11 protein-coding genes and 4 tRNA genes are annotated in these 13,573 nt (G+C 51.3%); 14 read left to right on the top strand and 1 reads right to left on the bottom strand.

Translation table 11 applies throughout. The features are described 5' to 3' along the window. The first annotated feature begins 135 nt into the window (after window positions 1-135). Together murB and birA are read left to right on the top strand one after the other, a co-directional pair. Complete coding sequence (murB, locus tag OQV00_RS25155) at window positions 136-1,164, top strand: UDP-N-acetylmuramate dehydrogenase (RefSeq protein ID WP_266279595.1); 1,029 nt, start codon at window positions 136-138, stop codon at window positions 1,162-1,164. Beyond that, window positions 1,161-2,123, top strand: a complete 963-nt coding sequence (gene birA, locus OQV00_RS25150; protein ID WP_004118405.1) for a bifunctional biotin--[acetyl-CoA-carboxylase] ligase/biotin operon repressor BirA — start codon at window positions 1,161-1,163, stop codon at window positions 2,121-2,123. The genes murB and birA overlap by 4 nt, the downstream gene beginning before the upstream one ends. Window positions 2,124-2,170: 47 nt before the next feature. Here birA and coaA read toward each other — a convergent pair whose 3' ends face one another. Further along, on the bottom strand, window positions 2,171-3,121 hold the full coding sequence (coaA, locus tag OQV00_RS25145; RefSeq protein WP_015585388.1) for a type I pantothenate kinase: 951 nt from the start codon (window positions 3,119-3,121) through the stop codon (window positions 2,171-2,173). 524 nt (window positions 3,122-3,645) lie between these two features. Between coaA and OQV00_RS25140 the strand changes: the two genes are divergently transcribed. The 12 genes from OQV00_RS25140 (at window position 3,646) to rpoB (ending at window position 13,542) form a co-directional block, all read left to right on the top strand. Then, a tRNA-Thr gene (locus OQV00_RS25140) sits at window positions 3,646-3,721 on the top strand. A gap of 10 nt (window positions 3,722-3,731) precedes the next feature. Further along, window positions 3,732-3,816 (top strand) — tRNA-Tyr (locus tag OQV00_RS25135). 119 nt (window positions 3,817-3,935) lie between these two features. Further along, window positions 3,936-4,010 (top strand) — tRNA-Gly (locus OQV00_RS25130). A 5-nt stretch (window positions 4,011-4,015) separates the two neighbouring features. After that, window positions 4,016-4,091: transfer RNA gene (locus OQV00_RS25125), tRNA-Thr, on the top strand. Window positions 4,092-4,206: 115 nt separating this feature from the next. Then, on the top strand, window positions 4,207-5,391 hold the full coding sequence (gene tuf / locus OQV00_RS25120; RefSeq protein ID WP_004118409.1) for an elongation factor Tu: 1,185 nt from the start codon (window positions 4,207-4,209) through the stop codon (window positions 5,389-5,391). Between the two features lie 229 nt (window positions 5,392-5,620). After that, window positions 5,621-6,004, top strand: a complete 384-nt coding sequence (gene secE, locus OQV00_RS25115) for a preprotein translocase subunit SecE (RefSeq protein ID WP_004118411.1) — start codon at window positions 5,621-5,623, stop codon at window positions 6,002-6,004. Between the two features lies 1 nt (window position 6,005). Further along, window positions 6,006-6,551: a transcription termination/antitermination protein NusG gene (nusG, locus tag OQV00_RS25110; RefSeq protein WP_002438628.1), complete on the top strand. Its 546-nt coding sequence runs from the start codon at window positions 6,006-6,008 to the stop codon at window positions 6,549-6,551. 153 nt (window positions 6,552-6,704) lie between these two features. Continuing rightward, complete coding sequence (rplK, locus tag OQV00_RS25105) at window positions 6,705-7,133, top strand: 50S ribosomal protein L11 (protein WP_003862340.1); 429 nt, start codon at window positions 6,705-6,707, stop codon at window positions 7,131-7,133. A gap of 3 nt (window positions 7,134-7,136) precedes the next feature. Further along, entirely contained in the window at window positions 7,137-7,841 is a 705-nt protein-coding gene (gene rplA, locus OQV00_RS25100; RefSeq protein ID WP_004118413.1) for a 50S ribosomal protein L1, read from the top strand. Between the two features lie 417 nt (window positions 7,842-8,258). Further along, window positions 8,259-8,756: a 50S ribosomal protein L10 gene (rplJ, locus tag OQV00_RS25095; protein WP_001207203.1), complete on the top strand. Its 498-nt coding sequence runs from the start codon at window positions 8,259-8,261 to the stop codon at window positions 8,754-8,756. A 66-nt stretch (window positions 8,757-8,822) separates the two neighbouring features. Further along, window positions 8,823-9,188 carry a 50S ribosomal protein L7/L12 gene (rplL, locus tag OQV00_RS25090; protein WP_004118416.1) on the top strand — a complete coding sequence of 122 codons (366 nt, stop codon included), beginning with the start codon at window positions 8,823-8,825 and terminating at the stop codon, window positions 9,186-9,188. Between the two features lie 325 nt (window positions 9,189-9,513). Then, window positions 9,514-13,542 carry a DNA-directed RNA polymerase subunit beta gene (gene rpoB, locus OQV00_RS25085; protein ID WP_004118418.1) on the top strand — a complete coding sequence of 1,343 codons (4,029 nt, stop codon included), beginning with the start codon at window positions 9,514-9,516 and terminating at the stop codon, window positions 13,540-13,542. Window positions 13,543-13,573: the final 31 nt, after the last annotated feature.

The raw sequence follows: 13,573 nt of genomic DNA, 5'->3' as shown, positions 1-13,573 counted from the left end.
TCCTCACCGACGGGCTTTTTGCGTCTTTATCCATGAAAAACTAAAACATCCTGAATAGCCGCCTGGCCGCAATCAAGCAAGCCTTCCCCCAGCAGATACGGTAAACTAGTGCAGATTTTGCATCAGGAAGCCACTATGAATCACTCCCTCAAACCCTGGAACACCTTTGGCATTGACCGCATGGCCAAAGCGATTGTACGTGCTGAAAATGAACAGCAGCTATTGTCCGCATGGCAACAGGCCACTGCAGAGGATAAGCCCGTTTTGATCCTTGGTGAGGGGAGCAACGTACTCTTCCTGAAGGATTATGCCGGTACGGTGATAATCAACCGCATCATGGGAATTGAGGTCACGGAAACACCTGATGCCTGGCATCTACACGTTGGCGCCGGAGAAAACTGGCATCAACTGGTGCAGTTTACGCTGGATAATGACATGCCGGGTCTGGAAAACCTCGCCTTGATTCCTGGGTGTGCAGGCTCTTCCCCGATTCAGAATATCGGCGCATATGGCGTCGAGCTACAGCGTGTTTGCCAGTATGTTGATTGTATCGAGCTGGCAACTGGCCATAAGCAGCGTCTTTCTGCGAGTGAATGCCGTTTTGGCTATCGTGACAGTATTTTCAAACATGAATACCAGGAGCGCTTTGCCATCGTTGCGGTAGGTCTCCGCCTGACAAAGGTCTGGGATCCGATATTAACCTACGGTGACCTGACCCGCCTTGACCGACAGACCGTGACTCCGCGTCAGGTGTTTGACGCCGTTTGTCATATGCGAATGACTAAGCTCCCTGATCCGAAGGTGAGTGGAAATGCCGGCAGTTTCTTTAAAAATCCGGTGATTGATGCCGGGAAAGGGCAGACGCTACTGGCCATGTTCCCGAATGCTCCGCACTACCCGCAGGCAGATGGGCGTATAAAACTGGCCGCAGGCTGGCTAATCGATCAATGCCAGCTGAAAGGGAAAACCATCGGCGGGGCCGCGGTGCATCGTCAGCAGGCTTTAGTATTAATCAATGCTAATCAGGCAACCAGCGACGATGTCATTAAGCTGGCGCATTATGTCCGTCAGCAGGTAGGCGAGAAGTTCAATGTCTGGCTCCAGCCGGAAGTCCGCTTTATTGGAGCAACCGGTGAAGTGAATGCCGAGGAGGCTATTGCATGAGAGATAATACAATCCCCCTGACATTGATATCAATTTTAGCGGATGGCGAATTTCATTCCGGAGAGCAACTTGGCGAGCGTCTGGGAATGAGTCGGGCGGCAATCAATAAACATATTCAGACTCTCCGCGACTGGGGAGTTGATGTGTTCACCGTCCCAGGAAAAGGTTACAGCCTGCCAGAGCCGATCCAGCTATTAGATGAACAGCGAATCGCTGCACAGATCGAACATGGACGGGTAACAGTGCTTCCCGTTATTGACTCGACGAACCAGTATTTGCTGGATCGTCTTAATGAATTGCAATCCGGCGATGCCTGTGTTGCTGAATATCAGCAGGCCGGCCGTGGTCGTCGAGGGCGCAAGTGGTTTTCTCCCTTTGGCGCAAACCTCTATCTCTCGATGTACTGGCGGCTTGAGCAAGGGCCCGCTGCCGCAGTGGGATTGAGTCTGGTCATCGGGATTGTTATTGCAGAAGTGCTACAGAGCCTGGGGGCTGATAAAGTTCGGGTGAAGTGGCCAAATGACCTCTATCTTCAGGATCGTAAACTGTCAGGTATTTTGGTTGAGCTGACGGGAAAAACCGGCGATGCGGCACAGATAGTCAGCGGGGCGGGGATCAACCTGGCCATGCGTCACGTCGAGTCAGATGTCGTAAACCAGGGATGGATTAGCTTGCAGGAAGCTGGCGTATCTATCGATCGTAATACGCTGGCCGCGCGCCTGATTAAAGAGCTTCGTGCGGGCCTGCAGCTCTTTGAGCAGGATGGCCTGGCGCCTTATCTGACGCGTTGGGAGAAATTAGATAACTTCCTCAACCGCCCGGTGAAGCTTATTATTGGCGATAAAGAAATATTTGGTATTTCGCGCGGTATCGATACTCAGGGCGCGTTATTGCTTGAGCAGGATGGCGTGATAAAACCCTGGGTTGGTGGTGAGATATCATTGCGCAGTGCAGAATAAACTGAATAAAAAGGGAGCCCAGGCTCCCTTTTTATTTTCTGTAATCGTTATTTCCGTAACCGAACCTGATCAACGGAGTGATTAGCACTTTTCGTCATGATAAGACTGGCTCGTTCACGAGTTGGTAATATATTTTCTTTTAAATTCAGAAGGTTAATCTCATTCCATAATGAGGTGGCAATGTTCACAGCTTCGTCTTTGGAAAGCTTTGCGTAATTATGGAAATAAGAGTCCGGGTCAGTAAAAGCCCCTTCACGGAATTTTAAGAAGCGGTTGATATACCATGTTTTTAGCAACTCTTCGGGCGCATCAACATATATCGAAAAGTCAACGAAGTCAGATACAAATACGTGGTGCGGATCATGAGGATAATCCATCCCGCTTTGTAAAACATTTAATCCTTCCAGAATCAAAATGTCCGGCTGCGCGACGGTTTTATCTCCATCGGGGATCACATCATAAATCAGATGCGAATAAACCGGAGCGGTAGCGTTAGGGATACCGGATTTCAGGTCGGAGACGAACTTGACCAGACGATGCATATCATAGGATTGCGGGAAGCCTTTCTTCTTCATCAGCCCGCGTTCTTTCAATACGGCGTTAGGATGCAAGAAGCCATCGGTCGTTATCAATTCAACATGACGATGTTCCGGCCAGCGGCTGAGCAGCGCCTGTAATACGCGCGCCGTTGTGCTTTTCCCTACCGCAACGCTCCCGGCAATACTGATGATATAGGGAATGCGTTGCCCGTTAGTTCCGAGGAATTGTTCCAGCACGGCCTGACGGCGCAAGTTAGAACTGATATAGAAATTAAGCAAACGCGACAGCGGCAAATAGATCTCGGCAACTTCTTCAAGAGAAAGATCTTCGTTGATGCCTTTTAACCGCGTGATTTCTTCCTCTGTCAGCGTCATCGGAACGGAATCACGAAGTGCAGCCCATTGGTTGCGGTTAAATTGTAGATAGGGTGTCATTAACGTCTGCTCTTTTTTGCTCATAAGCATGTTCTTAGCATCGCCGAATCAAATGCAGCGAGGGATGCTTCACACAAGTTAATCAGGACAATGGGCAGGAGGGTAACACCAGATTGCGAGGAATAATAAGAAAAAAACTCATCGGATAGTGCTTTCTAATGCAGACATCACAAGAGCGGGGTGCGCAGGTAATTACTAAACAGGTGAATAGAGCGCTCAGGTTACGTGAGCGATAAATGCCGCGGAAGGGAGTCGTCAGCGATGCAGCCAGGCGAAGCTGGAATATCTGCTTTGCGGGCTAAAAGATCGATTATCGTATGCAGAGGTGCTCAGGAAATCGCCCGGGAGGTCAAAAATGCCGGTCTTGAACAAAATATCCCGGGTCAGCGTACGATTTACGCTTAGGTAAATGCCGTTTTTTTGTGCTCCGTTGTTTGAAATTGCAACGATTTTCCTTGTTTGAGCACAAAATATGAGCAATGGAACATTTTATGCAATTTTTTAGTTGCATGAACTCGCAGGTCTCCCTAAAATGCGCGCTACTTGATGCCGACTTAGCTCAGTAGGTAGAGCAACTGACTTGTAATCAGTAGGTCACCAGTTCGATTCCGGTAGTCGGCACCATCAAGTGCCTGGTGGGGTTCCCGAGCGGCCAAAGGGAGCAGACTGTAAATCTGCCGTCATCGACTTCGAAGGTTCGAATCCTTCCCCCACCACCATCTTTCGGCAACGCTTTGCGGAGCCAGAGTTGCTTGGTTAAACTAATCAACTCAAACAGAAAAAGAGATAAGTCTCTTTTTTTTGTTATAGAAAGAACTGGGTAGCCGAGTTTCAGGATGCGGGCATCGTATAATGGCTATTACCTCAGCCTTCCAAGCTGATGATGCGGGTTCGATTCCCGCTGCCCGCTCCAGACGTGCTGATATGGCTCAGTTGGTAGAGCGCACCCTTGGTAAGGGTGAGGTCCCCAGTTCGACTCTGGGTATCAGCACCACTTCTTTATCTCTCCTTCCCTGTTTCTCTCTGTTTATTGCATTCAACAAGTCGGGCATGTTGCCCGGTTGATGTGGTGATATCACCGATTTATCCGTGTCTTAGAGGGACAATCGATGTCTAAAGAAAAGTTTGAACGTACAAAACCGCACGTTAACGTCGGTACTATCGGCCACGTTGACCATGGTAAAACAACGCTGACTGCTGCAATCACTACCGTTCTGGCTAAAACCTACGGTGGTTCTGCTCGCGCATTCGACCAGATCGATAACGCGCCGGAAGAGAAAGCTCGTGGTATCACCATCAACACTTCTCACGTTGAATATGACACCCCGACTCGCCACTACGCACACGTAGACTGCCCGGGCCACGCCGACTATGTTAAAAACATGATCACCGGTGCTGCTCAGATGGATGGCGCGATCCTGGTTGTTGCTGCGACTGACGGCCCGATGCCGCAGACTCGTGAGCACATCCTGCTGGGTCGTCAGGTAGGCGTTCCGTACATCATCGTGTTCCTGAACAAATGCGACATGGTTGATGACGAAGAGCTGCTGGAACTGGTTGAAATGGAAGTCCGTGAGCTGCTGTCTCAGTACGACTTCCCGGGCGACGACACGCCGATCGTTCGTGGTTCCGCTCTGAAAGCGCTGGAAGGCGAAGCAGACTGGGAAGCGAAAATCATCGAACTGGCTGGCTACCTGGATTCTTACATCCCGGAACCAGAGCGTGCGATTGACAAGCCGTTCCTGCTGCCGATCGAAGACGTATTCTCCATCTCCGGTCGTGGTACCGTTGTTACCGGTCGTGTAGAGCGCGGTATCATCAAAGTGGGCGAAGAAGTTGAAATCGTTGGTATCAAAGAGACTGCGAAGTCTACCTGTACTGGCGTTGAAATGTTCCGCAAACTGCTGGACGAAGGCCGTGCTGGTGAGAACGTTGGTGTTCTGCTGCGTGGTATCAAACGTGAAGAAATCGAACGTGGTCAGGTACTGGCTAAGCCGGGCTCTATCAAGCCGCACACCAAGTTCGAATCTGAAGTGTACATTCTGTCCAAAGACGAAGGCGGCCGTCATACTCCGTTCTTCAAAGGCTACCGTCCGCAGTTCTACTTCCGTACAACTGACGTGACTGGCACCATCGAACTGCCGGAAGGCGTAGAGATGGTCATGCCGGGCGACAACATCAAAATGGTTGTTACCCTGATTCACCCGATCGCGATGGACGATGGTCTGCGTTTCGCAATCCGTGAAGGCGGCCGTACCGTTGGCGCGGGCGTGGTAGCAAAAGTTCTCGGCTAATCGCTGATAACATTTGACGCAATGCGCAATAAAAGGGCATCATTTGATGCCCTTTTTGCACGCTTTCGAACCAGAACCTGGCTCATCAGTGATTTTTTTTGCCATAATCATTGCTGAGACAGGCTCTGTAGAGGGCGTTAAGTCCGAAACGCAGCAGAGCATTTCGGTTTGGTTGCCTCGCTCTCGCGGGGCAAAATTATTTGTCTGAATTCTTGTGACAGGTTGGTTTATGAGTGCGAATACCGAAGCTCAAGGGAGCGGGCGCGGCCTGGAAGCGATGAAGTGGGTGATCGTTGCTGCGCTGCTGATTGTGGCCATCGTAGGCAACTTCCTTTATCGTGACATTATGCTGGCGGTGCGTGCGCTGGCTGTAGTGATTCTGATCGCTGCTGCCGGTGGCGTCGCGCTGTTAACCACTAAAGGTAAGGCGACCGTCGCCTTCGCCCGCGAAGCGAGAACCGAAGTCCGCAAGGTTATCTGGCCAACTCGCCAGGAAACGCTGCACACCACGCTGATTGTTGCTGCGGTTACTGCGGTAATGTCACTGATCCTGTGGGGACTGGATGGTATTCTGGTTCGCCTGGTATCCTTTATCACTGGCCTGAGGTTCTGAGATGTCTGAAGCTCCTAAAAAACGTTGGTACGTCGTTCAGGCGTTTTCCGGTTTTGAAGGTCGCGTAGCTACCTCGTTGCGTGAACATATCAAATTACACAATATGGAAGAGTTGTTTGGCGAAGTCATGGTGCCGACCGAAGAAGTGGTCGAGATCCGTGGTGGCCAGCGCCGCAAGAGCGAGCGCAAATTCTTCCCGGGTTACGTTCTGGTCCAGATGGTAATGAACGACGCAAGCTGGCACCTGGTGCGCAGCGTACCGCGCGTGATGGGCTTTATCGGCGGTACTTCTGACCGTCCGGCACCGATCAGCGACAAAGAAGTTGATGCGATCATGAATCGCCTGCAGCAGGTTGGCGATAAGCCGCGTCCGAAAACGCTGTTCGAACCGGGCGAAATGGTTCGCGTCAGCGATGGTCCGTTCGCTGATTTTAACGGCGTGGTTGAAGAAGTTGACTACGAGAAGTCTCGTCTGAAGGTCTCTGTTTCTATCTTCGGTCGTGCGACTCCGGTTGAACTGGACTTTGCTCAGGTAGAGAAAGCCTAACCGGCGATCAAAAAAGCAGCGATTTAATCGTTGCATGAGGCGCGAAATTGACATACAATTTCGCGCCTTTTGTTTTTATGGGTCTGATTCCCATAAAGCGATATTTATCACGGGGAGCCTTTTCAGGCGCTACACCCAAACGAGGAAATTTAAATGGCTAAGAAAGTACAAGCCTACGTCAAGCTGCAGGTTGCAGCTGGTATGGCAAACCCGAGTCCGCCGGTTGGTCCAGCACTGGGTCAGCAGGGTGTGAACATCATGGAATTCTGCAAAGCGTTCAACGCCAAAACTGAATCCATGGAAAAAGGTCTGCCGATTCCGGTTGTTATTACCGTTTACGCTGACCGTTCTTTCACTTTCGTTACCAAAACTCCGCCGGCAGCAGTTCTGCTGAAAAAAGCGGCTGGTATCAAGTCTGGTTCCGGTAAACCGAACAAAGACAAAGTTGGTAAAATTTCCCGCGCTCAGCTGCAGGAAATCGCGCAGACCAAAGCTGCCGACATGACTGGTTCCGACATTGAAGCGATGACTCGCTCCATTGAAGGTACTGCACGTTCCATGGGCCTGGTAGTGGAGGACTAAGAAATGGCTAAACTGACCAAGCGCATGTCCGTGATTCGTGACAAAGTTGATGCGACCAAACAGTACGACATCAACGAAGCCATCTCTCTGCTGAAAGAACTGGCTACTGCTAAGTTCGTTGAAAGCGTAGACGTTGCCGTTAACCTCGGCATCGACGCGCGTAAATCTGACCAGAACGTCCGTGGCGCGACTGTACTGCCGCACGGTACTGGCCGTTCCGTTCGCGTAGCCGTATTTGCCCAGGGCCCGAACGCTGAAGCTGCTAAAGCTGCAGGCGCCGAGCTGGTAGGTATGGAAGATCTGGCTGACCAGATCAAAAAAGGCGAAATGAACTTTGACGTTGTTATTGCTTCTCCGGATGCAATGCGCGTTGTTGGCCAGCTGGGCCAGGTTCTGGGTCCACGCGGCCTGATGCCAAACCCGAAAGTGGGTACCGTTACTCCGAACGTTGCTGAAGCTGTTAAGAACGCTAAAGCAGGTCAGGTTCGTTATCGTAACGACAAAAACGGCATCATCCACACCACCATCGGTAAAGTGGACTTTGACGCTGACAAACTGAAAGAAAACCTGGAAGCTCTGCTGGTTGCGCTGAAAAAAGCAAAACCGACTCAGGCTAAAGGCGTGTACATCAAGAAAGTTAGCATCTCCACCACCATGGGTGCTGGTGTTGCCGTTGATCAGGCTGGTCTGAGCGCTTCTGCGAACTAAGATTAGCTTTACGTGGGCGGTGGATTTGTCTACAATTCTACCCCCACGATTCTGTCAATAAGACAGACGCTATGCGAGTCATTTGAATTGTAGCAAGGCAGCAATCGAGTGAATCACCGGGAGTGTAGTTAACTACATGACCGGTGTGAGCGAGAGCAGCTAACGCCGCTGCGGTTCGAAGGACGAAGTCATAGGAAGAATTTGTTCGTTGGAGCCTGGCCTATCCAGGCCTCCGTCGAAGACCGCAGGTGTTTCGTCAGAAACTTAATCCCCTGCGTAGACGGTGACAGAACGCTAAGATTATTTTTTGGATACTCTGGCTTGTTTCTGCTCACCGTATTAAAGACGCTCTTTCGTTGGAAAGAGTGAAGTGAGTTCCAGAGCATAAGCTCTGGCAAACATCCAGGAGCAAAGCTAATGGCTTTAAATCTTCAAGACAAACAAGCGATTGTTGCTGAAGTCAGCGAAGTAGCCAAAGGTGCGCTGTCTGCAGTAGTTGCGGATTCCCGTGGCGTTACTGTGGATAAAATGACTGAACTGCGTAAAGCAGGTCGTGAAGCTGGCGTTTACATGCGTGTTGTTCGTAACACCCTGCTGCGCCGCGTCGTTGAAGGTACTCAGTTTGAGTGCCTGAAAGACACGTTTGTTGGTCCGACCCTGATTGCATACTCTATGGAACACCCGGGCGCTGCTGCTCGTCTGTTCAAAGAGTTCGCGAAAGCGAATGCAAAATTTGAGGTCAAAGCTGCAGCCTTTGAAGGTGAGCTGATCCCGGCGTCGCAAATCGACCGCCTGGCAACTCTGCCGACCTACGAAGAAGCAATTGCACGCCTGATGGCAACCATGAAAGAAGCTTCGGCTGGCAAACTGGTTCGCACTCTGGCTGCTGTACGCGATGCGAAAGAAGCTGCTTAATCGCAGTTATCTTTATAAAGCGCTCGCTTACGTATAAACTTATTCTGATATTCAGGAACAATTTAAATGTCTATCACTAAAGATCAAATCATTGAAGCAGTATCCGCTATGTCCGTAATGGACGTTGTTGAGCTGATCTCTGCAATGGAAGAAAAATTCGGTGTTTCCGCTGCTGCTGCTGTAGCTGTAGCTGCTGGCCCGGCTGAAGCTGCTGAAGAAAAAACTGAATTCGACGTAATTCTGAAAGCTGCAGGCGCTAACAAAGTTGCTGTTATCAAAGCAGTACGTAGCGCAACTGGCCTGGGTCTGAAAGAAGCTAAAGACCTGGTAGAATCTGCACCGGCTGCACTGAAAGAAGGCATCAGCAAAGACGACGCTGAAGCTCTGAAAAAATCTCTGGAAGAAGCTGGCGCTGAAGTTGAAGTCAAATAAGCCAACCCTTCCGGTTGCAGCCTGAGAAATCAGGCTGAGGCTGGTGACTTTTTGGTCACCAGCCTTTTTGCGCTGTAAGGCACCAGTAGCGTTTCACGCTGTTTGACTACTGGGTTGTCCTTTCAATGCTTGTTTCTATAGACGACTTAATATACTGCGACAGGTCAGGGCCCCTGAGCTGTGTAAATCGCAACGAAATGGTTTAAGCGTGATAGAAACAGGCATTGCGGAAAGTGTTCCATTTTCCGGTCCACAAAATAGTGTTGCATAAAAAACTGCCTTATTTGGGCAGACGGGTCGACTTGTCAGCGAGCTGAGGAACCCTATGGTTTACTCCTATACCGAGAAAAAACGTATTCGTAAGGATTTTGGTAAACGTCCGCAGGTTCTGGACATACCTTATCTCCTTTCCATCCAGCTTGACTCGTTTCAGAAGTTTATCGAGCAAGATCCTGAAGGGCAGTACGGTCTGGAAGCAGCTTTCCGTTCCGTGTTCCCGATTAAAAGCTACAGCGGTAACTCTGAGCTGCAATACGTCAGCTACCGTCTGGGCGAACCTGTTTTTGATGTTAAAGAATGTCAGATCCGTGGCGTGACCTACTCGGCACCGCTGCGCGTTAAACTGCGTCTGGTGATCTACGAGCGTGAAGCGCCGGAAGGCACCGTTAAAGACATTAAAGAACAAGAAGTCTACATGGGCGAAATTCCGCTCATGACCGACAACGGTACCTTTGTTATCAACGGTACTGAACGTGTTATCGTTTCTCAGCTGCACCGTAGCCCGGGCGTCTTCTTTGACTCTGACAAAGGTAAGACTCACTCTTCCGGTAAGGTCCTGTATAACGCACGTATTATTCCTTACCGCGGTTCCTGGCTGGACTTCGAGTTCGATCCGAAAGACAACCTGTTTGTCCGTATCGACCGTCGTCGTAAGCTGCCGGCCACCATCATCCTGCGCGCGCTGAATTACACCACTGAGCAGATCCTTGACCTGTTCTTCGAGAAAGTGGTCTTTGAAATTCGCGACAACAAGCTGCAGATGGAACTGGTTCCGGAGCGTCTGCGCGGTGAAACGGCTTCCTTCGACATCGAAGCGAACGGCAAAGTCTACGTCGAGAAAGCCCGTCGCATTACCGCTCGCCATATCCGTCAGCTGGAAAAAGACGATATCAAGCATATCGAAGTTCCGGTGGAATATATTGCGGGTAAAGTTGCGGCCAAAGATTATATCGATGAAGCTACTGGCGAACTGATCTGCCCGGCGAACATGGAGCTGAGCCTGGATCTGCTGGCGAAGCTGAGCCAGTCCGGTCACAAGCGCATCGAGACTCTGTTCACCAACGATCTGGACCACGGTCCGTACATTTCTGAAACTGTACGCGTCGACCCAACTAACGATCGTCTGAGCGCGCTGGTAGAAATCTACCGCATGATGCGCCCGGGTGAGCCGCCGACTCGTGAAGCAGCTGAAAGCCTGTTTGAGAACCTGTTCTTCTCCGAAGACCGCTACGATCTGTCTGCGGTAGGTCGTATGAAGTTCAACCGTTCTCTGCTGCGTGACGAAATCGAAGGTTCCGGTATCCTGAGCAAAGACGACATCATCGAAGTGATGAAGAAGCTCATCGATATCCGTAACGGTAAAGGCGAAGTCGATGATATCGACCACCTCGGCAACCGTCGTATCCGTTCCGTAGGCGAAATGGCGGAAAACCAGTTCCGCGTTGGCCTGGTACGTGTTGAGCGTGCGGTGAAAGAGCGTCTGTCTCTGGGCGATCTGGATACCCTGATGCCTCAGGATATGATCAACGCCAAGCCGATTTCTGCGGCAGTGAAAGAGTTCTTTGGTTCCAGCCAGCTGTCTCAGTTTATGGACCAGAACAACCCGCTGTCCGAGATTACGCACAAACGTCGTATCTCCGCACTCGGCCCAGGCGGCCTGACCCGCGAACGTGCGGGCTTTGAAGTTCGAGACGTACACCCGACTCACTACGGTCGCGTATGTCCAATCGAAACGCCTGAAGGTCCGAACATCGGTCTGATCAACTCCCTGTCCGTGTACGCACAGACTAACGAATACGGCTTCCTCGAGACTCCGTATCGTAAAGTGACCGACGGTGTTGTGACCGACGAAATTCACTACCTGTCTGCTATCGAAGAAGGCAACTACGTTATCGCTCAGGCGAACTCCAACCTGGATGACGAAGGCCACTTTGTAGAAGACCTGGTTACCTGCCGTAGCAAAGGCGAATCCAGCTTGTTCAGCCGCGATCAGGTTGACTACATGGACGTTTCCACCCAGCAGGTGGTTTCTGTCGGTGCGTCGCTGATCCCGTTCCTGGAACACGATGACGCCAACCGTGCATTGATGGGTGCGAACATGCAACGTCAGGCGGTTCCGACTCTGCGCGCTGATAAGCCGCTGGTGGGTACCGGTATGGAACGTGCTGTTGCCGTCGACTCCGGTGTTACTGCAGTTGCTAAGCGTGGCGGTACCGTACAGTACGTCGATGCATCCCGTATCGTTATCAAAGTTAACGAAGACGAGATGTACCCGGGCGAAGCAGGTATCGACATCTATAACCTGACCAAGTACACCCGTTCTAACCAGAACACCTGCATCAACCAGATGCCTTGCGTGTCCCTGGGTGAGCCAATTGAGCGCGGCGACGTGCTGGCAGACGGTCCGTCCACCGACCTCGGTGAACTGGCTCTCGGTCAGAACATGCGCGTAGCGTTCATGCCGTGGAACGGCTACAACTTCGAAGACTCCATCCTCGTCTCCGAGCGTGTGGTTCAGGAAGATCGTTTCACCACGATTCATATTCAGGAACTGGCCTGTGTGTCCCGTGACACCAAGCTGGGGCCGGAAGAGATCACCGCTGATATCCCGAACGTGGGTGAAGCTGCGCTCTCTAAACTGGATGAATCCGGTATCGTTTACATCGGTGCAGAAGTGACCGGCGGCGACATTCTGGTTGGTAAGGTCACGCCGAAAGGTGAAACCCAGCTGACGCCAGAAGAGAAACTGCTGCGTGCGATCTTCGGCGAGAAAGCGTCTGACGTTAAAGACTCTTCTCTGCGCGTACCAAACGGTGTTTCCGGTACTGTTATCGACGTTCAGGTCTTCACCCGCGATGGCGTGGAAAAAGACAAACGTGCGCTGGAAATCGAAGAGATGCAGCTGAAGCAGGCCAAAAAAGACCTGTCTGAAGAACTGCAGATCCTCGAAGCTGGCCTGTTTGGTCGTATCTACGCGGTGCTGGTTGCCGGTGGTGTTGAAGCTGAGAAGCTCGACAAGCTGCCGCGCGATCGCTGGCTGGAACTGGGCCTGACCGACGAAGAGAAACAAAATCAGCTGGAACAGCTGGCTGAGCAGTACGACGAACTGAAACACGAGTTCGAGAAAAAACTCGAAGCGAAACGCCGCAAAATCACTCAGGGCGACGATCTGGCACCGGGCGTGCTGAAGATTGTTAAAGTGTATCTGGCCGTTAAACGTCAGATTCAGCCGGGTGACAAAATGGCAGGTCGTCACGGTAACAAGGGTGTTATTTCTAAGATCAACCCGATCGAAGATATGCCTTACGATGAAAACGGTACGCCGGTCGACATCGTACTGAACCCGCTGGGCGTACCATCTCGTATGAACATCGGTCAGATTCTGGAAACCCACCTGGGTATGGCTGCGAAAGGTATCGGTGAGAAAATCAACGCGATGCTCAAACAGCAGCAGGAAGTCGCCAAACTGCGCGAGTTCATCCAGAAAGCGTATGACCTGGGTACCGATGTTCGTCAGAAGGTCGATCTGAATACCTTCACCGATGATGAAGTTCTGCGTCTTGCTGAAAACCTGAAAAAAGGTATGCCGATCGCAACGCCGGTCTTCGACGGTGCGAAAGAGTCTGAAATCAAGGAACTGTTACAGCTGGGTGGCCTGCCGACTTCCGGTCAGATCACTCTGTTCGACGGTCGTACCGGTGAGCAATTCGAGCGCCAGGTTACCGTTGGCTACATGTACATGCTGAAACTGAACCACCTGGTTGATGACAAAATGCATGCGCGTTCTACCGGTTCTTACAGCCTGGTTACTCAGCAGCCGCTGGGTGGTAAGGCTCAGTTCGGTGGTCAGCGCTTCGGTGAGATGGAAGTGTGGGCGCTGGAAGCTTATGGCGCGGCATACACCCTGCAGGAAATGCTCACCGTTAAGTCTGATGACGTCAACGGTCGTACCAAGATGTATAAAAACATCGTGGACGGCAACCATCAGATGGAACCGGGCATGCCGGAATCCTTCAACGTACTGTTGAAAGAGATTCGCTCGCTGGGCATCAACATCGAACTGGAAGACGAGTAACTCTCGCTCAAACAGGTCACTGGTGCCGGGG

This window comes from Klebsiella sp. DY2415 (assembly GCF_026314315.1).
Classification (GTDB): Bacteria; Pseudomonadota; Gammaproteobacteria; order Enterobacterales; family Enterobacteriaceae; genus Klebsiella; species Klebsiella ornithinolytica.
Note: the sequence above shows the minus strand (reverse complement) of the source record. Positions and strands in the feature narration are given on the sequence as shown.